The following is a 20,196-nucleotide window of genomic DNA, read 5'->3' on the forward strand; positions in this document are numbered from 1 at the left end:
CACCTGCGGAGCGCCGCCTCACATCCCTGTTAACCATGCTCGCATCGAACCCCAGGCTTGGCAACGCCGGGCCGGTCGAAAAGCCTCGTTTCCGCAGACTTGCAGGGCGCCAGGGCACTCGATCAGGGGGCCAGGGGCTTGCTGGTCCCCGGCGGAAAATTCTCTGTTCGCGACACGGGCATCTATGCCAAAGTCGTAGGATTCCCTTCGACCTTCACGATAGAGGATCCCGAGTCTTTTCATGTTCGGTAACGTCCCACGAGAGCTGCCTCAGAAGATCGCGCTGGTTCTTGTGCCGCGCTTCTCGTTCCTGCCATTCAGCGGCATGGTGGAGTCCTTCCGTCTGGCCAACCGGCTGAGCGGGCAGGAGCTTTACCGGCGCCTCCTGGTTTCCGCCGACGGCGCCCCGGTGACGGCCTCCAACGGGATCGCCCTCGACGTCGCCGGCGACCTGAACCTGGCCGAGAGCTGCGGGACCATCATCATCTGCGGCGGCCTGGACGTGCACCTGCATCAGGACAAGAGCCTCTTGGCCTGGCTGCGCAAGATGGACCGCCGCGGCGCCGATGTCGGGGCGATCTGCACCGGCAGCTACATCCTCGCCCGGGCCGGCCTGCTGGAGGGCTTTCGCAGCACCATCCACTGGGAGAACCTGGCCGGCTTCTGCGAGGAGTTCCCGGACATCGAGGTGACCACCGAGCTCTTCGAGATCGACCGCAACCGCTTCACCTGTTCCGGCGGCACGGCGGCCATCGACATGATGCTGAACGTCATCGCCCGCCAGCACGGCCACGAACTGGCGGCCAGCGTGGCGGACCAGTTCATGCACGAGCGCATCCGCGACCACCACGACCGCCAGCGCATCTCCCTGCCGGCCCGCCTGGGGGTGCGCCACCCCAAGCTGCTCTCGGTGATCTCATTGATGGAGCAGAACCTGGAAGAGCCGCTGACCCGCAGCGAACTGGCCCGTGAGGCGGCGCTCTCCACCCGCCAGCTCGAGCGCCTGTTCCGCAAGTACCTCAACCGCTCGCCGGCACGCTATTACCTGGAACTGCGGCTCAACAAGGCCCGGCTGCTGCTGCTGCAGACCAACATGTCGGTGATCGACGTGGCCCTGGCCTGCGGCTTCGTCTCGGCCTCCCACTTCTCCAAGTGCTACCGCGACTTCTTCGGCCGCACGCCGCGCAAGGAGCGCGGCCTGCCGCTGCAGCCCGAAGAGGCGCCGACACGCGCCGCCCAGTAGAGGTCGGCTCCGCGACCGTGCGGAGTGCGGCTCCGGCGATTGACCGCGCGCTTCGGGACGTCCCCGTGTTCCAACAGGACTCCTCAGAGCCTGAACCGAAACGAAACCATATCCGCCAAAGGACTGCCGCCCTGCAACCTCTCCGATCGTCATTGCCGGACTTGTTCCGGCAATCCATCGGGGGCCGGGTCTCGGTCTGTCCATGGACCCTCGGGACAAGCCCGAGGGTGACGATGTGGTTTAGGGGAGGCGTTGGCAACTCATTGAAATAAAATAGCTTATTTCAAATGAAATACTCAGCGAAAAGTCGATCACTCCAGCTCCTTGCCTCACCCTGAGGAGCTTGCGCAAGCAAGCGTCTCGAAGGGTGAACACCGCATACGCGAATGGAGCTTCTTGCTACTTAGGCCGGGCGGCGGCGGCGCCGGCCACGGCCGTTGCCGGCGACGGCATCGTTGGCGGCCTTGGGGCCGGTCTTTTGCGGCAGGGCGACGGCCTTGGCGAGATTGGGAAAGGCCGCCGAGGAGTGGGGGATGCCCATGGCCTCGACGAAGTGAGCCTGGAAGTTGGGCTCTACCGCCGTCTCGATCTTCTCCACCTGGCGGATCACTTCTTCGATGTCGTCGCGTGCCTTCTGGTTCAGAAGGGCAATCCGCGCGCCGGTGCCGGCGGCGTTGCCGGCGCCATAGACGTGCTCCAGCGGGCAGTCCGGGATCATGCCCAGGATCATGGCGTACTTGGGATCGATGTGGCTGCCGAAGGCACCGGCCAGTCTGACCTGGTCCACCCCTTCGATCTCCAGGCGGTCCATCAGCAACCGGATACCGGCGTAGAGCGCCGCCTTGCCGAGCTGGATGGCGCGCACGTCGTTCTGGACGATGCGGATCTCCGGCGTGCCGTCGTGGACGAGGTAGGAGTAGGTGCGCCCGTCCGGCTGGATCCGTGGTGTCCGCTCCGCCATGGTCCCGTCGATGGTGCCGTCGCTGGTGAGGAGCCCGGCCAGGAACATCTCCGCCAGCACCTCGATGATGCCGGAACCGCAGATCCCGGTGACGCCGCTCCGGGCCGTCTCTTCCGCAAAGCCCTCCTCGTCGGACCAGAGGTCGCAGCCGATCACCTTGAAGCGCGGCTCCAAGGTCTCGGCGTCGATGCGCACCCGCTCGATGGCGCCGGGCGCCGCCCGCTGGCCGCAGGAGATCTGGGCGCCTTCGAAGGCGGGGCCGGTGGGCGAAGAACAGGCCAGCAGACGGTCGCGGTTGCCCAGCACGATCTCCGCATTGGTGCCGACGTCGACCACCAGGGTCATCCTGTCGGTCTGGTGCGGGGCCTCGGAGAGAATGACCCCGGCGGTGTCGGCGCCCACATGGCCGGCGATGCAGGGCAGGACATAGGCCCGGGCGTCGGGATGGAAGCGCAGGTCGAGCTGGTTGGCCCAGAGGGTGATGCCGGAGTTGGCCGAGAGCGCGAAGGGCGCGCCGCCTAGCTCCGTCGGATCGATGCCCAGCAGCAGGTGATGCATCACCGGGTTGCCGACGAAGGTCGCGTTCAAGATCTCCTCGCGGTCGATCTTGCCTTCGGAGCAGACGGACTCGGTCAGGTCGTTGATGGCATGGCGGACGGCGTCGGTCATCTCGTGCTCGCCGCCCGGGTTCATCATCACGTAGGAAACCCGGCTCATCAGGTCTTCGCCGAAGCGGATCTGCGGGTTCATGATGCCGGAGGAGGCGACCACCTCGCCGGTGGAGAGATTGCAGAGATGCGCTGCGATGGTGGTGGAGCCGACGTCGACGGCCAGACCGAAGGGCCGGTCGTGGAAGCCCGGCCAGATGGCGGTGATCACCTGGCCGCGATGGACCGCGACGGTGACCTGCCAGTTGCCGGCGCGCAGGGTCTTCTGCAGGTTCTGCAGGATGCGCAGGTCGGCTTCCAGGCCGCTGAGGCCCCACTGGTCCTCCAGCGCCGCCAGCAGGCGCTCCAGGTCGCCGCTGGGGTTGTGCATGTCCGGTTCCTGGACCACCACGTAGTGCAGGCGGATGGCCGGGTCCAGCTCGATGTCGCGCACCTCGGCGCGCTTGCGCACGACCTGCTTGTGGACCTGGCTGTCGGCCGGGACGTCGATGACCACGTCGCGCAGCAGCAGGGTCTGGCAGGAGAGGCGGCGCCCCTCGGCCATGCCCTTCTTGGTGGCATAGCGCTCCTCCGTGACCCGGCGGTCGGAGACGTGGTCGGCGCGGCTGGTGATCCCGTGCTTGGCGAACTCGCCCAGCCCGACCGTGACCTGGCAGCGGCCGCAGAGGCCGCGCCCGCCGCAGACCGAGTCAATATCCACCCCCAAGCTTTGCGCCGCTTTCAACAGCGGCGTACCTACGGGAAAGCGGCCACGCTTTCCGGAAGGCGTAAAGACAACGAGGGCTTTATCGATCAAGGGATCTCCTATCCCCGGCGCCGGCGCCGCTCCCCGCGCCGGCCCGCGGCCTCGCCGCCACCGGCGTTCGGATCGCGGTAGCGGCGGATCCAGGTCTGACAATCCTTGTCGTGGTTGAGCAGCACGTCGGCGGCGCGCAGACCGGCCATCTCTTCCTCGTGCAGCGGGTTGAGGATGGCCGAGGTCATGCCGGCACCGGCGGCCATGGCCAGGAAGACGGCATTCAGGGCGTGGCGGTTGGGCAGGCCGAAGCTGATGTTGGAGGCGCCGCAGGTGGTGTTGACGCCCAGCTCGTCGCGCAGGCGCCGGACGATGGAAAAGACCTGGCGCCCGGCACCGCCCAGGGCGCCAATGGGCATGACCAGCGGGTCCACCACCACGTCGGCGGCCGGGATGCCGTAGTCGGCGGCGCGCTCGACGATCTTCTTGGCGACGGCGAAGCGCACGTCCGGGTCCTCGGAGATCCCGGTCTCGTCGTTGGAGATGGCGACCACGGCGGCGCCGTGCTTCTTGATCAGCGGCAGGACGCTCTCCAACCGCTCCTCCTCGCCGGTCACCGAGTTCACCAGGGCCTTGCCCTGATAGACGGAGAGGCCGGCTTCCAGCGCCTCGACGATGGAGGAGTCGATGGAGAGAGGAACGTCGGTGAGCGACTGCACCAGTTGAATGGTCTGGGCCAGGATGGCCGGCTCGTCGGCCAGCGGAATGCCCGCGTTGACGTCCAGCATGTGGGCGCCGGCGGCCACCTGGGCCATGCAGTCCTGCTCCACGGTGCTGAAGTCGCCGGCCGCCATCTCCGCCGCCAGCTTCTTGCGCCCGGTGGGATTGATGCGCTCACCGATGATGCAGAAGGGGCGGTCGAAGCCGATCACCACTTCCTTGGTTGCCGAACTCACGACCGTTTTGGCCATCTCTCTTCAACTCCTGTCCAGCCGGGCAAGGGATGCCCGGCGCGGCAAATACGCCGAATGTCTGCGATGGGGCGATATGCGGCCCTTTTGCCGGCACCGGCTGACGCAAAGGCGACCCGGAGTGGCCGAATCGCGCAAAGATCGGCCGGAGACCGGCTTTTCGCCTACTCGATGTGGCGCGTGACGCTGAAACCCTTGTCGCGAGGCTTCAGTTCCAGCGCGCCGTCGGCCACCGCGTAGCTCCAGGCCGCAGAGCGGCGCAGGCCGCCCAGCGGATAGACATGCACCCTGGTGATGCCGCAGTCGGGGTCCAGCGCCTTGTAGCGGGCGAGGTCCAGCAGCAGCTTGTCCGGCGCGTTCACGGTCATCAGTCGGGCCACGTTGCGGGCCTGGCGGGTGAGGAAGCGCATCGAGGGGCCGACGCCGCAGGCTTTGGCGTGATTGATCAGGGTCTTGATGGTGGCAAGGCCGGGGATGCCGATGTGAATCGGCAACCGGTTGCCGGCTTCCTGGATCGCCTTGTCCCAGGCGATGATCGGCGCCGCCTCGAAGCAGAACTGGGTTGCGATGTAGAGGCTGGCGTCGCTGCGCTCGGCAAAGGCGTTCTTCCAGGCCAGCGCCTGGCTGAGCCCTTCCGGCGAGATGTCCGGGCTGCCTTCCGGATGCCCGGCGACGCCGATTGTCTCGATGCCGTAGCGGTCGAAGAGTCCGGTCTCCAGGATGTCCATGGAGCTCTCGAAGGGCCCCAGCGGCGAGTCGACGGCGCCGGCCAGGGTCACGACGTGGCGCAGGTCCATCGCGTCCTTCAGGGTCTTGAGGTAGTCCTCCAGGGCCGCGCGGCTGGGAATGGAGCGGGCGGCGAAGTGGGGCATCGGCTCGAAGCCCTCCTCGCGCAGGCGTTTTGCCGTGGCGACGGTGTCGGCGAAGTCGGAGCCGGGCAGGAAGGTGACGGCCACCCGGGCGCCGGGGCGCAGATGGTCGCGGTAGTCGGCGATCTTGGTGGCCGAGCCCGGCGTCGTCTCGACGGTAAAGTCCTGCATCAGATCGACGATCTGCTGGCGGGTCTCTTCTGCGGCCCTGTCGACCGTGTTGGCATTGCTCACAGCAAACATCCCAGGCTTCCTTCTTACGCTACTATGCCGAACTCTGCCCGCCTGCGGCCACCAACTCCGCCAGGCGGGCATCGTCGTATTCGTTTTCCAGCCGGCTGGCCGCCGCGTCGGCTTCGGCCTGCAGGTCGTCGCCGCAGTCGCTCGGGGCCCCGCGGCGCCACTCCGCCAGATAGGCGTCGCTGCCGTGCAGCTTGGCGCGCATGGCCGCCCGGTCGATGGCCTTCTCGAAGCGTTCAGTCAGTTGGACCTTCGCATTCTTGCGCCCGGCCTTGACGATGACCTGGGCGGGAATGTCGCGCCAGTAGACGACGGTCAGCTGAGCCATGAGGCCGGCTCCTGCGGCAAGTCCACCTTCTGCTCCAGGAAGCGGGCCATGTCGCCATAGCCGGTGAAGCGGTATTCGTAGGTGAGGTTGAGACGTGCTGCGGCGGCCTCGGCGCGGGCCTGCAGGTCGGGGTCCTCGGTCTGCGCCAGATAGATCAGCTTCGTGTAGTTGCCGAAGTAGAGCGCCTCCAGCTCCGGATGGCGGTCCATGCCGAGCCCCTGGATGATCAGCCGGTCGAAGTGCCGCGCCAGGTAGTCGGTCAAGTAGAAGGTTCCGGGTTCGGCCTCGGCCAGGGCGTCGAAGACCTGGTTGCCGGCGAAGAAGGAGTAGCAGTGCGGCCCCTCGATCCGCTCCACCCCTTCCTCTTCCAGCACCCGGTCCAGCTCTCCGCCGGTGCCGCAGTCGCCGTAGAGCACGAAAATGCGGTCGTAACGTTCCCGCGCGGTGCGGATGCGCTCGCGGATCGCGCCGGGGATCTTCTCCGGCGTGTTGTGCCAGGAGGCCGGCAGGCAGCTCACGGTCAGGTGGCGCCAGGCGTTGACCCGGATCAGTTCCACCACTTCGCGGGCCAGCGCCCCGCAGGCAATCAGCAGGGTGCGCTCCGGACACTCCACGACTGGCTCGATGGCAGGCATGCAGTCGGCACTCCTAGGGGGTCGGCGGTTACGCGCGACCGGGCGCTCAGGCGGCGCCCTTGGACTGGTTGTGGCGGCGCTTCATGAAGTCCTTGGCGGTTTCCACCGCCACCGCGGCATCGCGGCAGTAGGCATCGGCGCCGACGGCCTCGGCGAAGGCCTCGTTCAGCGGCGCGCCGCCGACCAGCACCACATAGTCGTCGCGGATGCCTTTTTCCTTCATGGTGTCGATGACCACCTTCATGTACGGCATGGTGGTGGTCAGCAGGGCGGACATGCCGAGGATGTCCGGCTTGTGCTCTTCCAGGGCCTCCAGGTAGTTCTCGACCGGGTTGTTGATGCCCAGGTCGATCACGTCGAAGCCGGCGCCCTCCATCATCATGGAGACGAGGTTCTTGCCGATGTCGTGGATGTCGCCCTTGACGGTGCCGATCACCATGGTGCCGAGCTTGGGGGCGCCGGTCTCGGCCAGCAGCGGGCGCAGGATCGTCATGCCGCCCTTCATGGCGTTGGCCGCCAGCAGCACCTCCGGCACGAAGAGGATGCCGTCGCGGAAGTCGATGCCGACGATGCGCATGCCCTCGACCAGCGCCTCGGTCAGGACCTTGTAAGGTGCCCAGCCGCGGCCCAGGAGGATGTGGACGCCCTCTTCGATCTCTTCCTTGAGACCGTCATAGAGGTCGTCGTGCATCTGCTTGACGAGTTCTTCGTCGTCAAGGCTGTTGAGATCGAGATCGTCTTCGTCGGCCATGGTTCCACCCTTGCGCCAAGCGCACACAACCCCCTTGGCAGGCGCGCCCTGGGGCCACGTGCCCCGCCGCATCATTTGTGACGTTGGCGAGGTACCCTCGGCTTCACCTTCGGCGACAGTTCGTGTCTGAAACGCGACATCCCAGAAAGGGAAGTGAAGTCAATGCCTTGCGCCGGGTTTCGGGGGGCGGTCGGGAGCCCGCAGAACAGCCCATTCCGGCCCTGCCACGGGGGCCCTGTCGGCGCCATCGGATCGGGCGGGGAATTTAGTCACAGGCGGGCAAGGCACGCGGCTTCAATAGTCTGTGATCAATTGATCGGGGTCATTCTCATGCCCGGGGAGGGGCGCAATGATGGCGGCCGTCGAACCAGGAAAAGAGACCTTGGGCCCCCTTGCCATCGCGCAACGGCAATGGAAGGATCTGGCCCAAGGGGACGGTTGGAAAGGCCGGATTCGGGGAGATCATGCCATTCAGCGTGGCGATCATTGGCGCTGGGCCGAGCGGCTTCTATGCCGCTGAGGCTTTGTTGCGGTCCAGCCTGGATTTCCGTATCGATCTGATCGAGGGTCTGCCGACCCCTTTTGGGCTGATACGGTTCGGCGTCGCGCCGGACCATCAGTCGACCAAGCGGGTCGTCCGCGCCTATGAGCGCACCGCGAAAGACGAGGCGGTCCACTACTACGGCAACGTCGAAGTGGGACGGGATGTGGCACTGAGCGAACTGCGCCGCATCTATGACGCCGTCATCATCGCCATCGGCGCCCCCCTGGACCGGGAGCTCAAGATCCCCGGCGGCGACAAGCCGGGGGTCTACGGATCGGCGGCCTTCGTCGGCTGGTACAACGGCCATCCGGCCCACCGCGACCTGGCCCCCGACCTGGAGACCGAGAGTGTCGCCATCATCGGCAACGGCAACGTCGCCCTGGACATCGCCCGCGTGCTGGTCAAGACGCCCGGTGAAATGGCGACCACCGATCTGCCGGACTACGCCGGCGAGGCGGTGCACGCAGCGCCGATCAAGGACGTCTACCTGATCGGGCGCCGCGGTCCCCTGGAGGCGAAGTTCACCAATGTCGAACTGCGCGAGATGGCGCAGCTTGCCGACTGCCTGCCGGTCGTCGATCCCGGCCAATTGCCCGAGGAGCCGGCGGCGGAGGCCAGCGAACGCGACCGCCGCCTTCAGGCGAAGAACCTGGACACCCTGCGCAGCTTTGCCGCCCTGTCCGGCGCCGGAAAGCGCAAACGCCTGCACTTCAAGTTCTTCAGCCGTCCGGTGGAGGTTCTGGGGGAGAGCCGCGTGGAGGGGCTGCGATTGGAGCGGACGCGCCTGGAAGCCGGCAACGTCGTCGGCACCGGGGAGACCTTCGACCTGCCCTGCGGCGCCATCGTGGCGGCCATCGGGACCCGCTCGCGGCCCCTGAACGGGCTGCCCTTCGATGCCAACCGCGGCGTCGTCACCAACCGCCGCGGCCGGGTGGCCAAGGGGCTTTACGTCGTCGGCTGGGCGCGCCGTGGCCCCACCGGCGTGATCGGCACCAACAAGCCCGATGCCGACGAGATCGCCGCCCACATCGAAGCCGACCTGACGGAGGCAGGCCCCTCGCGGACCTCCGGGTCCGGGCGGCTGGCCCTGGAGGATTTGCTGGACGAACGTGGTGTCGCCTGGATCAGCTACGAAGATTGGAAAGCCATCGAGGCGGCGGAGGAGGCGGCGGCCGAGCCCGGGATGCCGCGCAAAAAACTGATCCGGGTGGCGGAAATGCTGGCCGTCCTGAACGAGCCCCGCGCCGCCCAGCGGGACGAGGCCGACTGACCGATACACATACAGAAATTGTGATTTTAAAGCATTCTACCGCTGCCTATGATCTTTTAGGAGAGATGGCGATGGCCAAACCGGGGTTCCGGGGCCATAGTCTCGCCGTGGCAGCGGGCCGGCGCGGCATCGCGTCTTTATTCAGTGAGAGGTCATGGGAATGGAAGGTTCGACGGCGCTAAAGGCCGAACCCTCGGGGCGTCGGGTCCTCGAATCGGCGGTCGTGCGCTTTGCCGGTGATTCCGGCGACGGGATGCAGCTGACAGGCAGTCAGTTCACCCTATCGACGGCGCTGGCCGGCAACGACCTGGCGACCTTTCCCGACTTTCCGGCGGAGATTCGCGCGCCCGTCGGCACCACCTTCGGCGTCTCTGCCTTTCAGATCAATTTCGGCGCGCGCCTGATCAAGACCTCCGGCGATGCCCTCGACGTGCTGGTCGCCATGAACCCGGCGGCCCTCAAGGTCGACCTGCCGGATTTGATGCCGGGCGGCCTGTTGATCCTCGATTCCGGGGCCTTCAGCGAGCGCAACCTCACCAAGGCCGGCTACGCCGCCGACCCCCGCAAGGACGGTAGCCTGGAGACCTACCGGGTCGTCGAGGTCGACATGTCGCAGATGACCCTCGATGCGGTGAAGGACTCCGGCCTCAGCAAGAAGGAGGCCCTGCGCTGCAAGAACATGTGGGCGCTGGGCCTCGTCTATTGGATGTTCGGGCGCAAGCGCAAGGCGACCCAGGACTGGCTGCAGACGAAGTTCGCCAAGCGCCCCGAGTTGGCCGAGGCCAACATCGCCGCCCTCAATGCCGGCCATGCCTTCGGCGAGACCGCGGAGATGGGCGAGGACCTGGCCGCCTTCGAGGTGCCCGAGGCGAAGATCGCCCCGGGCCTCTACCGCAACATCACCGGCGCCGAGGCGCTGTCCTGGGGCCTCGTGGCGGGGGCCGAGGCGGCGGCGCTGAAGCTGGTCTTCTGCTCCTATCCCATCACCCCGGCCTCCTCCCTGCTGCATTCTCTGGCCGGGCTGAAGGACATGGGCGTGGTGACCTTTCAGGCCGAAGACGAGATTGCCGCCGTCTGCGCAGCCATCGGCGCTTCCTATGCCGGCGGCATCGGCGTCACCTCCAGTTCCGGCCCGGGCGTCGCCTTGAAGACCGAGGCCCTGGGCCTGGCGATCTCGGCGGAGCTGCCGCTCGTGGTGGTGAATTCCCAGCGCGCCGGGCCCTCGACCGGCATGCCGACCAAGACCGAGCAGTCCGATCTGTACCAGTCCGTCTTCGGGCGCAACGGCGACAGCCCGCTGGTGGTGCTCGCCGCCCGCTCGCCGGCCGACTGCTTCGAGGTGGCCATCGAGGCGGTGCGCATCGCCACCCACTACATGACCCCGGTGATCCTGCTCAGCGACGGCTACATCGCCAACGCGGCCGAGCCCTGGGCCATTCCGGATGCCGAAACGCTGCCGCGCTTTCCGGTGGCCTTCGAACGGGAGCCGGAGGGCTTCCATCCCTTCAAGCGGGATCCGGAGACCCTGGCCCGCACCTGGGCGGTGCCGGGCACGCCGGATCTGGAGCACCGCATCGGCGGCATCGAAAAGGCCAGCGACAGCGGCAACATCTCCTACGATGCGCTGAACCACCAGCGCATGACCGACCTGCGCCGCGACAAGGTGTTGCGGGTCGCCGAGGACGTGCCGGAGCAGAGGCTCGAGCAGGGCGGGCCGGATGAAGAACTGGTCGTGGTAGGCTGGGGCTCGACCTACGGCCCCATCAGCCGGGCCGTCGACAACCTGCGCAACGAAGGGCTCTCGGTGGCCCATCTGCACCTGCGCCACATCTGGCCATTACCGCGCAACCTGGGTGGCTTGCTGGGCGGCTTTGAGCAGATCCTGGTGCCGGAGATGAACGACGGCCAATTGGTCACCCTGCTGCGCAGCGAGTTCCTGGTGCCGGCCGAAAGCCTCAGCAAGGTGACCGGCAAGCCCTTCAAGATCGTCGAGATAGAGGCGGCGGTGCGCGCCCGCCTGGAGGCCTGAGATGAACATCGCAACGGCGCCGGCCAAGACGGCCAAGACAGCCAAGGACTACGCCTCGGATCAGGAAGTGCGCTGGTGTCCGGGCTGCGGCGACTACGCCATCCTGAAGGCGGTGCAGAAGACTCTGGCGGATTTGGAGGCCGATACCGCCAAGACCGTCTTCATCTCGGGGATCGGCTGTGCGGCGCGCTTTCCCTATTACCTCTCCACCTACGGCTTTCACACCATCCACGGCCGCGCCCCGGCCATCGCCACCGGCGTGAAGCTGACCAATCCCGAACTCGATGTCTGGGTGGTTTCCGGCGACGGCGACTCGCTCTCCATCGGCGGCAATCATCTGCTTCACGTCCTGCGGCGCAACGTCGATCTGCAGCTTCTCCTGTTCAACAACGAGATCTACGGCCTGACCAAGGGGCAGTACTCGCCCACCTCCCGGGTCGGCACCCGCTCTCCCTCCACCCCCGGGGGCTCGCTGGACACGCCGGTCTCCGCCGGTTCCTTCGCGCTGGGCGCGGGTGCGCGCTTCTTCGCCCGTTCCGTCGACACCCTGCAGAAGCATCTGCCGGAGGTCCTGAAGCGCGCGCGTGCGCACCGCGGCGCCTCCCTGGTGGAGATTTTCCAGAACTGCCTGGTCTACAACGACAACGCTTTCGGCGACTTCACCGACCGTGCCGTGGCGGCCGACGCACAGATCCATCTGGAGCACGGCAAGCCGATGCTCTTCGGCAAGGAGGGCAACCGGGGCCTCAGGCTGAAGCCGGGCCGGCTGGCCCTGGAAGCGGTCACCCTGGGCGAGGACGGTATCGGCGAGGCGGACATCCTGGTGCACGACGAAACCGACCGTGCCATGGCAGGCTTGCTGGCCGCCATGCAGCCACCCCACCTACCGGTCGCCCTCGGCGTGCTGTTCTGCGATCCGGCGCCGAGCAGCTATGAAGCCAGCGTGGTGGAAGAGGTGAAGGCGGTGCACCGCGCGCGCCCCGCGAGCCTGGCTGACCTGCTGCACAAGGGCCACACCTGGACGGTTGGGTGATCGGTTCGGCCAGTTCCGTCAGACCAGTTTTTTCAGCAGGCTGAGGAAGGTCCGCCGCTGTTCGGCATCGAGCGGCGAGAGAATCTCCTCGCCGATGCTCTGGGCGTCGGCGAGCAATGCCGCCACGGTCTCCTGCCCCAGCGGCGAAAGGCTGAGGACCATGCGCCGGCGGTCGTTGGGATCGGGCAGGCGCTCGATGAAGCCACGCTCCTGCAGGCGCCGGATGACGCCCTGAATGGTCGCCGGGTCCATGGCCGCCAGGCGGCCGAGGCGGTTCTGCGAGAGCTTGCCGGTCTCATAAAGCCGCGCCAGAGCGAAGAACTGGGTCGGTGTCAGTTGCGCATCGGCTAGGACGGACAGGAAGATCGCCGAGGCGCGCTGGTGGGCCCGGCGCAGCAGGTGCTGAACCTGGTCGTCGAGAATGAAGCTGGCCGCCGCCGCCGGCGGCATCTCACTTCGGGACTGTTCGGAAAGGCTGGACAAGTTGGTCACCCCTGGGGAGTTCGAAACCTTGGGAAAGCCACCCGCCGGCCGTCTTGCGCGGTCCGTTTGAGTGCCAACAAATCCTCTGCCACGAACAGTATATAGGCGCTTTTCGGCGTGCGTCCAGCGGCGATGGCCGGCGCTGACCTGACGGACCTCGAGGGCGCCTTAGAGGTCAGTCAGGCAGTCGCCCATCAGCAGGTGCTTGGAGAACCAGCCGCTGTTGGCCAGCTCTGCCAGGGCGGCGATGTCCGGGGCCAGCAGGCGGTCGTCGCCCAGGAAATCCGCCCGCTCGCGGATCGCGCCCATGGCCTGAGCCAGCTTCGGAGAGGTCTTCAGCGGCTTGCGCAGGTCGATGCCCTGGGCGCCCGCCATCAGTTCCACGGCCAGGATGTGGGCCACGTTGTCGGCGATCTCGGAAAGCCGGCGGGCGCCGTGGGTGGCCATGGAGACGTGGTCCTCCTGATTGGCCGAGGTCGGCAGGCTGTCGACGCTGGCCGGGTGGCTCAGCATCTTGTTCTCCGAGGCCAGGGCGGCGGCGGTCACATGGGCGATCATGAAGCCGGAGTTGAGCCCCGGCTCGGCCACCAGAAAGGCGGGTAGGGCGCTCATGGTGGCATCGACCAGCAGGGCGATGCGGCGCTCCGAGAGCGCCCCGATTTCCGACAGCGCCATGGCGGTCGTGTCGGCGGCGAAGGCCACCGGCTCGGCATGGAAGTTGCCGCCGGAGAGCACCTCGCCGCTGTCGGGAAAGACCAGCGGATTGTCGGAGACGGCATTGGCCTCCACCGCCAGGGTCGCCGCGGCGTTGCGCAGCAGGTCCATGACCGCGCCCATGACCTGGGGCTGGCAGCGCAGGGAATAGGGGTCCTGCACCCGGTCGCAGTCGAGGTGGGAGTGGCGGATCTCGCTGTCGGCCAGGAGCTCACGCAGCCAGGCCGCCACCTGGATCTGGCCGGCATGGCCGCGCAGCGCGTGGATGCGCGGATCGAAGGGCGTGTCGCTGCCTAGGGCGGCGTCGACCGACAGGGCGCCCGCAGTCAGCGCCGCGCTGAAGAGGTCCGCGGCCATGAACAGTCCATGCAAGGCCAGGGCGGTGGAGACCTGGGTGCCGTTCAGGAGGGCCAGCCCTTCCTTGGCCGCCAGTTCGATGGGCGGCAACCCGCGCTCCGCCATCACCGCCCCCGCCGGGCGGATCTCTCCCTGGTGGCGGATTTCGCCCTCGCCCAGCAGGACCGATGAGAGATGGGCCAGGGGCGCGAGATCGCCGGAGGCGCCCACCGATCCCTTCGCCGGGATCACCGGGTAGAGCTCTTCGTTGAGATGGAGGATCAGGCGGTCGAGGACCTCGGCACGGATGCCGGAATGGCCGCGCGCCAGGGCGTTGACCTTCATCAGCAGGATGAGGCGCACGACGCGGTCGTCCAGCGGCGCCCCGACGCCGGTGCTGTGCGACCTGACCAGCCGGCTTTGCAGTTCGCTCACCTGGTCGCGGCCGATGGTCTGCCGCGCCAGGCTGCCGAAGCCAGTGGTGATGCCGTAGACGGTGCGGCCTTCGGCCACGACCGCCGCGACGCTGTCCGCCGACCGCCGGATGGCCTCATAGCTGGCCGGATCGAGGGCGAGAGGACGGGCCTCCGCCCAGAAGCCGCGCAGGTCCTGCAGCGTCAGGGCGCCGGCTCTCAGCGCAAAGCGGTCCCCCGGCACAGCCATGATCTCTGGTCCCCCGAAGTTGTATATACAACTTGGTCAGTCATAGCATCCTTTTGGCGGACCATAAAGCCACTCCTTGATCGCCTTGCTGTTCGGGCGACGGCGCGGGCAGGGGCAGAAAGCCATCCCGTGCTTTACCCTTTCGGGGTTCAGAAGAGGGTCGGCGGGACGCTCTGATCCGCTCGATTTCGAGCGACACAGGCAAACATGGAGTCGGCCCTGTTTCTTATTCAACTGAAGCGAGCGGTATAGTAGAAACTTCGAAAAAACAATGAGTTAGCTTAAACGTTTGCTTAAGGTCCACGTGGTTAGGGTCCGCCCCGGGTAGGCACGCTTGATGAGGAGAGGGCTCCATGCCGCTCAAGGTTCTTCGGTCTTTCCGGATCGTCCACCGCATATCGATGTTGATTGCGCTTTCGGCGCTCGGGTTGGCCATCGTCGCCGGCGTCATGCTGGTCGACCTGCGCGGCTCTCTGGTGGATCAGAAGCGCAACGAACTGCGGCAGCTGGTCGAAAGCGCCGTGGCCATCGCCGCGGCGAACCACCAGCGTGCCGAGGCCGGCGAGATCACCGAGGAGGAGGCACAGCGGTTGGCGCTGACCGCCATCGGCGACATCCGCTACAACGGCTCCGACTATTTCTGGGTCAACGACATGCAGCCGGCCATGGTCATGCATCCGATCAAGCCGGAGCTGAACGGCAAGGATCTCTCTGGCTTCAAGGACAAGGCCGGAAACCTCTTGTTCATGGAGTTCGTCGAGGTGGTGCGCGACCGGCAGGCCGGTTTCGTCGGTTACCTCTGGCCGAAACCGGATAGGGAAGAGCCGGTGGCCAAGGAGTCCTACGTCAAGGGCTTCGAGCCCTGGGGCTGGATCATCGGCACCGGCGTCTACATCGACGACCTGGACGCCATCTTCTGGCGCAAGGCGGTGGTCACTGCCGGCACCATCGCCGCCATTCTGGTCGTCATCGCCCTGACGTCGGTGTTGATTGCGCGCAGCATCACCCGGCCGATCACCGGCATGATCGACTGTATGCGCAAACTGGCCGCCGGCGATCTGGAGGTCGAGATCCACGGGGTCGGCCGTCACGACGAGATCGGCGCCATGGCGGATACGGTCCAGGTCTTCCGCGCTAATGCCCAGGAGCAACGGCGCCTGGAACAGGAAAAGCGCGAAGCTGCCGCGCGGGCGGAGGAAGAAAAGCGGGCGGCCATGCACCGGCTCGCCGACAGCTTCGAGTCCAGCGTCAAATCCGTCGTCGAGTCCGTCTCCGCCACCGCCGGGGCCATGCAGACGACAGCGAAGTCCATGTCCGGCGCCGCGGACAAGACCGAGGAACAGGCCCACGCCGCCGCGGAGGCCTCGGAAGAAGCCTCGACCAACGTGCAGACCGTCGCTTCGGCGGCCGAGGAGCTGTCGTCCTCGATCGAGGAAATCTCCCGCCAGGTCACCCGCTCCTCCGACACGGCAAACCAGGCCGTGGAAGACGCGCGGGGCACCAACAGCAAGGTGGAGGGGCTGGTCGACGCGGCCCAGAAGATCGGTGAGGTGGTCAGCCTGATCTCCGATATCGCCGAGCAGACCAACCTGCTGGCCCTCAATGCCACCATCGAGGCTGCCCGCGCCGGCGAGGCCGGCAAGGGCTTTGCCGTGGTCGCCAACGAGGTGAAGTCCCTGGCGACGCAAACGGCCAAAGCGACCGAGGAGATCTCTCAGCAGATCGGTGAGATCCAGTCTGCGACCACGGATGCGGCTTCGGCGATCAAGGCAATCGCCGAGACCGTCGAACACATCAACGAGATCGCCGGCTCCATCTCCGCGGCGGTGGAGGAACAGGGGGCGGCGACCCAGGAAATCGCCCGCAATGCGCAACAGGCCTCCGCCGGCACGCAGCAGGTCGCCGGCAACGTCGCCTCGGTCACCCAGACGGCCGGGGAGTCCGGGGCATCGGCCGGCGCGGTGCTCAGCGCCGCCGGAGACCTCGCGGCACAGTCCGAGACCCTGCGGCGCGAGGTCGAGCAGTTCATCGCCGAGGTGCGCGCCGCCTAACCCTGCGAGGCTTCGGTCTGCCGCCGCGACACTAACTGTCGGATCGGGGACAGCGCGGCCCGGGCAAAGCGCCAAGCTTGGCGCGGTGACGACACAAGGCGGGCACGGCGGGCATGGCGGCTGAAAGAAGAGCGGGCGGACGGCGGACCAGGGCCGGCGGGCGCCAGGGGGCGGCCAGCCGCAGACAGCGCTCCGCCGAACGCACCGTCGATCCGGTCGCCCCGGCCGGGCTGGCCGGCGGGACCTACCGGCCGCTGCGCGAAGCCGACATCCCACGCATTGTCGATGCGGCCATCGAGGTGCTGGAGCGCACCGGCATCGAGGTCGCGCCAAGTCCCTGCCGGGAGGTCTTTCGGGCCGCCGGCTGCCGTATCGACGAGGATGCCAACCGCGTTTACATCGGCCAGAAGCTCATCGAGCAGGGCCTGGAGACCACGGTCAGCGAGGTGCTGCTGGCCGGCCGCAATGCGGATCACGACCTGCATCTGGGCGGACGGCGGGTCTATATGGGGACCGGCGGCCAGGCGGTGAAGATCCTGGATCTGGACGGCCGGGTCCGCGAAACGCGCCTGGCCGACAACTACGACATCGGGCGGCTCTGCGACACGCTGGAGCACATTCACTTCTACATGCGCCCGGTGGTGCCGCGGGACCTGCCCAACGAACAGATCGACATCAATCAGTTCTATGCCTGCCTGGCCGCCACTGAAAAGCACGTCATGGCCAATGCCTATCTGCCGGAGAAGGTGGCCGAGCAGAGGGCGATGGCGGAGATCCTGGCCGGCGGGCCTGAGTCCCTGGACCGCCGCCCCATCATCTCCTACAGCAACTGCTGGACCGTGAGCCCGCTGCGCTACGCGACGGAGACGGTGGAGATCCTCGACCAGATCGTCGCCCACAAGCTGCCGGTGGCGATTTCCTCAGCGCCCCAGGCGGGGGCGACCTCGCCGGCGGCGCTGGCCGGCACCCTGGTGCAGATCACCGCCGAGCAGCTTTCCGGCATCGTCTACGTGAACCTGTTGAACCCGGGCCATCCGCTGATGATGGGCTGCGTGCCGGCGCAGGCGGATCTGCGCAGCGGCGCCTTCGTCGGCGGCTCGGCGGAGTTCGCCCTGCTGCACGCCGCCTGTGCCCAGATCGCCCAGCACGTGCGTATCCCGATCTACAACTCCTCGGGCATCTCCGATGCCAAGGTGCCCGATGCCCAGGCCGGCGCGGAGAAGGCGATCACCGGCCTGGCGGCGGCGCTCGCCGGCTCCAACTACATCCACCACTCCGCCGGCTTCCTGGAGAGCTTGCTGACCGTCGCCTATGAGCAGTTCGTCATCGACAACGACGTGAACGGCGGGATCATGCGCATGCTGAAAGGCATCGAGGTGAGTGCGGACTCGCTCTCCGTCGCGGTGATCGACGAGGTCTGCAAGGGCCCCGGCCACTTCCTCGGCCATGCGCAGACCCTGGCGCTGATGAACAGCGAATACCTCTATCCCAGCCTTCTGGACCGGGATAACCGCGACGATTGGGAACTGAAGGGCGGCCGCGACATCCGCGAGGCGGCGCGGGAACGGGCCCGCAAGGTGCTGGCCGAACACTGGCCTGAGGCCATCTCCCCGGATCTCGACGCGGAGATCCGCCGCCGTTTCGACATCCAGCTTCCCGCCCAGGCCATGCGCCCGGCAGCCTGAGGCCGAGCCACCCGTACCCTCGCGCGGCTTGGAAGCAGCGCAGCGCGGCGCTAGGTTTTCTCCATGGACATGGATCGGCGCCCCTTCTGGCAGCGCAAGGCGCTGGCCGAGATGACCACGGCGGAGTGGGAGGCCCTCTGCGACGGCTGCGGGCGCTGTTGCCTGATCAAGCTGGAAGACCCGGACGACGGCGCCATCGAGCACACCGATGTTGCCTGCCATCTGCTGAACGAAAAGACCTGCCGTTGCCGCGACTATGCCAATCGCAAGGCGCGGGTGCCGGACTGCGTTCAGCTTTCGCCGGAGAATATCGCCGGGCTGAACTTCATGCCGCCGAGCTGTGCCTACCGGCGGCTGGCGGAAGGGCGAGACCTCGCCTGGTGGCATCCCCTGGTGTCTGGCGATCCCAACAGCGTGCATGAGGCGGGCATCTCGGTGCGTGGCCGCGTGATCTGCGAGACCGAGGTCCCGGACGAAGACCTGGAAGACCACATCGTCGAATGGCCGGGCGAAGACGGTACGGAACCGTGAACGCGCGCGGTCCCGCACTCGATGCTGTCCGGAACGCGGCCGAGGCGAGCGGCCTGCGGCTGCGCGGCGCCTTTCTCTGCGAGCCGGGTGACGGCGTACCGGCCCAGCGCGACGGCGGCGAGAGCCGCACCCTGATCCTGCTCGGCAACCTCGGGGGCAGCCTCTGGCCAAGCTTCAGCCGTTCGACAGAGGCCCGGGACGGGCGGCCGGACCCGATGAACCGCTGGAGCGCCCGGGTGATCGGCGAACTCGCGGCGCGCTTCGGCGGGCTTGCGCTCTTTCCCTTCGGCGGGCCGCCCTACCATCCCTTCTTGCGCTGGGCGCAAAGGGCGGAAGGGCTCGCTGCCTCCCCGCTCGGCATGCTGATCCATCCGGTCTACGGCCTCTGGCACGCCTATCGCGGTGCCATCGCGCTGGGCCCGGCCCTGGATCTGCCGAGGCTTGCGGCGGCCGCTTCGCCTTGCGAGAGTTGCGCCGAACGGCCTTGCCTGAGCGCCTGTCCGGTGGACGCCTTTTCCGAGTCCGGCTATGACGTGGCGGCCTGCGCAGACCATCTGCTCGACCCGGCCGGGGAGGATTGCCTGTCGGGCGGCTGCCTGGCGCGGCGGGCCTGCCCGGTGGGCCGCGAACACCACTACGATGCCCCGCAGGCGGCCTTTCACATGGAGGCCTTTCTGACGGCCCAAACCGCCCGGACGAAGACGGTGACGAAGACGGCGACAAAGACGGAGCCTCGATGAAGCAGTCGGTTCTTTTGATCGATCACCCCGTGGGCCAGCGCGACGACCGCGCCTCCCAGATGATTCAGGACCTGGGATACCGCATCGAGTGGTGTTCGCCCGGGCGCGGCGATGCCTTGCCGCCGCTCGACAGCGATTACAGGGCCGCGGTGGTCTACGGCGGTGCCGAGAGCGCCAACGACGGGGAGAACAGCGCGCACATCCGCGCCGAGATCGACTGGATCGGCGCCTGGGCGGAGGCCGGCCGCCCCTTTCTCGGCATCTGCCTGGGCGGGCAGATGCTGGCCCGGGCCCTGGGCGCGCCGGTCTTCCGGCACGACGAGGGTCTGCACGAGATCGGCTATGTCAGGATCGAACCGACGCCGGCGGCGGACGGTTTCCTCGGCGCGCCCATGCAGGTCTATCAGTGGCACAACGAAGGCTTTGTGGTGCCGGACTCTGCGGAACTACTGGCCACCGGAACGGTCTTCCCGCACCAGGCCTTTCGCTATGGTGCCAACGCCTACGCCATCCAATTCCATCCCGAGGTGAACCGCCCGATGATGGAGCGCTGGATGCGCGACGCCGCCCACATGCTGGAGGAGCCCGGCGCCCAGGCGAAGGGCTCCCAACTGGCCGACGCCCGGCGCTTCGATGCGCCGATGGAGGACTGGCTGCGCGGCTTTCTGGCGCGCTGGCTGGCTTGAAGAAGGCTTGACGCGATTTCGACTTGCGT

General features: G+C 67.2%; 16 protein-coding genes and 1 pseudogene. 9 read left to right on the forward strand and 8 right to left on the reverse strand.

Annotation, left to right across the window (positions count from 1 at the left end):
* The first annotated feature begins 241 nt into the window (after window positions 1-241).
* Window positions 242-1,243 carry a GlxA family transcriptional regulator gene (locus Q0996_RS16335; protein WP_299622030.1) on the forward strand — a complete coding sequence of 334 codons (1,002 nt, stop codon included), beginning with the start codon at window positions 242-244 and terminating at the stop codon, window positions 1,241-1,243.
* 403 nt (window positions 1,244-1,646) lie between these two features.
* Here the strand turns inward: Q0996_RS16335 and Q0996_RS16340 are convergent, their stop codons facing one another.
* From Q0996_RS16340 to Q0996_RS16365, 6 genes are all read right to left on the reverse strand, one after another.
* Window positions 1,647-3,668, reverse strand: coding sequence for an ASKHA domain-containing protein (locus Q0996_RS16340; RefSeq protein WP_299622032.1), 2,022 nt, complete (start codon window positions 3,666-3,668; stop codon window positions 1,647-1,649).
* Between the two features lie 8 nt (window positions 3,669-3,676).
* The gene (locus tag Q0996_RS16345) at window positions 3,677-4,579 is read right to left on the reverse strand and encodes a methyltetrahydrofolate cobalamin methyltransferase (RefSeq protein ID WP_299622035.1); all 903 of its coding nucleotides are present in this window, start codon (window positions 4,577-4,579) and stop codon (window positions 3,677-3,679) included.
* Between the two features lie 164 nt (window positions 4,580-4,743).
* Complete coding sequence (locus Q0996_RS16350; protein WP_299622037.1) at window positions 4,744-5,691, reverse strand: methylenetetrahydrofolate reductase; 948 nt, start codon at window positions 5,689-5,691, stop codon at window positions 4,744-4,746.
* 22 nt (window positions 5,692-5,713) lie between these two features.
* Window positions 5,714-6,016: a virulence factor gene (locus Q0996_RS16355; protein ID WP_299622041.1), complete on the reverse strand. Its 303-nt coding sequence runs from the start codon at window positions 6,014-6,016 to the stop codon at window positions 5,714-5,716.
* Window positions 6,004-6,651, reverse strand: a complete 648-nt coding sequence (locus Q0996_RS16360) for a DUF1638 domain-containing protein (protein ID WP_299622044.1) — start codon at window positions 6,649-6,651, stop codon at window positions 6,004-6,006. The genes Q0996_RS16355 and Q0996_RS16360 overlap by 13 nt, the downstream gene beginning before the upstream one ends.
* Before the next feature lie 46 nt (window positions 6,652-6,697).
* Complete coding sequence (locus Q0996_RS16365; RefSeq protein WP_299622047.1) at window positions 6,698-7,402, reverse strand: B12-binding domain-containing protein; 705 nt, start codon at window positions 7,400-7,402, stop codon at window positions 6,698-6,700.
* A gap of 476 nt (window positions 7,403-7,878) precedes the next feature.
* Between Q0996_RS16365 and Q0996_RS16370 the strand changes: the two genes are divergently transcribed.
* From Q0996_RS16370 to Q0996_RS16380, 3 genes are all read left to right on the forward strand, one after another.
* Window positions 7,879-9,216 (forward strand): FAD-dependent oxidoreductase, encoded by a 1,338-nt coding sequence (locus tag Q0996_RS16370; RefSeq protein WP_299622048.1) that lies wholly within the window; start codon window positions 7,879-7,881, stop codon window positions 9,214-9,216.
* A gap of 160 nt (window positions 9,217-9,376) precedes the next feature.
* Window positions 9,377-11,245, forward strand: a complete 1,869-nt coding sequence (locus Q0996_RS16375; protein ID WP_299622051.1) for a 2-oxoacid:acceptor oxidoreductase subunit alpha — start codon at window positions 9,377-9,379, stop codon at window positions 11,243-11,245.
* Between the two features lies 1 nt (window position 11,246).
* Entirely contained in the window at window positions 11,247-12,278 is a 1,032-nt protein-coding gene (locus Q0996_RS16380) for a 2-oxoacid:ferredoxin oxidoreductase subunit beta (protein ID WP_299622053.1), read from the forward strand.
* Between the two features lie 18 nt (window positions 12,279-12,296).
* Here the strand turns inward: Q0996_RS16380 and Q0996_RS16385 are convergent, their stop codons facing one another.
* Both Q0996_RS16385 and hutH read right to left on the reverse strand, forming a co-directional pair.
* A complete protein-coding gene (locus Q0996_RS16385; protein ID WP_299622056.1) occupies window positions 12,297-12,761 on the reverse strand; it encodes a MarR family winged helix-turn-helix transcriptional regulator in 465 nt (154 codons plus the stop codon).
* 219 nt (window positions 12,762-12,980) lie between these two features.
* Window positions 12,981-14,474, reverse strand: a pseudogene (gene hutH / locus Q0996_RS16390) (histidine ammonia-lyase); the annotation flags it as partial.
* 353 nt (window positions 14,475-14,827) lie between these two features.
* Between hutH and Q0996_RS16395 the strand changes: the two are divergent.
* The 5 genes from Q0996_RS16395 to Q0996_RS16415 all read left to right on the forward strand — a co-directional run bounded on the left by Q0996_RS16395 (window position 14,828) and on the right by Q0996_RS16415 (window position 20,167).
* Window positions 14,828-16,525: a methyl-accepting chemotaxis protein gene (locus Q0996_RS16395; RefSeq protein ID WP_299622061.1), complete on the forward strand. Its 1,698-nt coding sequence runs from the start codon at window positions 14,828-14,830 to the stop codon at window positions 16,523-16,525.
* A gap of 113 nt (window positions 16,526-16,638) precedes the next feature.
* Window positions 16,639-18,210: a trimethylamine methyltransferase family protein gene (locus Q0996_RS16400; protein WP_299622064.1), complete on the forward strand. Its 1,572-nt coding sequence runs from the start codon at window positions 16,639-16,641 to the stop codon at window positions 18,208-18,210.
* Between the two features lie 69 nt (window positions 18,211-18,279).
* Entirely contained in the window at window positions 18,280-18,741 is a 462-nt protein-coding gene (locus Q0996_RS16405) for a YcgN family cysteine cluster protein (protein ID WP_299622103.1), read from the forward strand.
* Window positions 18,738-19,481 (forward strand): ferredoxin, encoded by a 744-nt coding sequence (locus tag Q0996_RS16410; protein WP_299622067.1) that lies wholly within the window; start codon window positions 18,738-18,740, stop codon window positions 19,479-19,481. Before Q0996_RS16405 ends, Q0996_RS16410 begins: the two co-directional genes overlap by 4 nt.
* Entirely contained in the window at window positions 19,478-20,167 is a 690-nt protein-coding gene (locus Q0996_RS16415) for a hypothetical protein (protein WP_299622070.1), read from the forward strand. The genes Q0996_RS16410 and Q0996_RS16415 overlap by 4 nt, the downstream gene beginning before the upstream one ends.
* Window positions 20,168-20,196 lie beyond the last annotated feature (29 nt).

The sequence above is a fragment of the Pelagibius sp. genome, assembly GCF_028289705.1.
Classification (GTDB): domain Bacteria; phylum Pseudomonadota; class Alphaproteobacteria; order Kiloniellales; family Kiloniellaceae; genus Pelagibius.

Coding starts and splice junctions, on each gene's coding strand:
- Q0996_RS16380 (WP_299622053.1), top strand. CDS start 11,247: ATGAACATCGCAACGGCGCCGGCCAAGACGGCCAAGACAGCCAAGGAC.
- Q0996_RS16415 (WP_299622070.1), top strand. CDS start 19,478: ATGAAGCAGTCGGTTCTTTTGATCGATCACCCCGTGGGCCAGCGCGAC.
- Q0996_RS16355 (WP_299622041.1), bottom strand. CDS start 6,016: ATGGCTCAGCTGACCGTCGTCTACTGGCGCGACATTCCCGCCCAGGTC.
- Q0996_RS16360 (WP_299622044.1), bottom strand. CDS start 6,651: ATGCCTGCCATCGAGCCAGTCGTGGAGTGTCCGGAGCGCACCCTGCTG.
- Q0996_RS16335 (WP_299622030.1), top strand. CDS start 242: ATGTTCGGTAACGTCCCACGAGAGCTGCCTCAGAAGATCGCGCTGGTT.
- Q0996_RS16405 (WP_299622103.1), top strand. CDS start 18,280: ATGGATCGGCGCCCCTTCTGGCAGCGCAAGGCGCTGGCCGAGATGACC.
- Q0996_RS16350 (WP_299622037.1), bottom strand. CDS start 5,691: ATGTTTGCTGTGAGCAATGCCAACACGGTCGACAGGGCCGCAGAAGAG.
- Q0996_RS16395 (WP_299622061.1), top strand. CDS start 14,828: ATGCCGCTCAAGGTTCTTCGGTCTTTCCGGATCGTCCACCGCATATCG.
- Q0996_RS16375 (WP_299622051.1), top strand. CDS start 9,377: ATGGAAGGTTCGACGGCGCTAAAGGCCGAACCCTCGGGGCGTCGGGTC.
- Q0996_RS16365 (WP_299622047.1), bottom strand. CDS start 7,402: ATGGCCGACGAAGACGATCTCGATCTCAACAGCCTTGACGACGAAGAA.
- Q0996_RS16345 (WP_299622035.1), bottom strand. CDS start 4,579: ATGGCCAAAACGGTCGTGAGTTCGGCAACCAAGGAAGTGGTGATCGGC.
- Q0996_RS16400 (WP_299622064.1), top strand. CDS start 16,639: ATGGCGGCTGAAAGAAGAGCGGGCGGACGGCGGACCAGGGCCGGCGGG.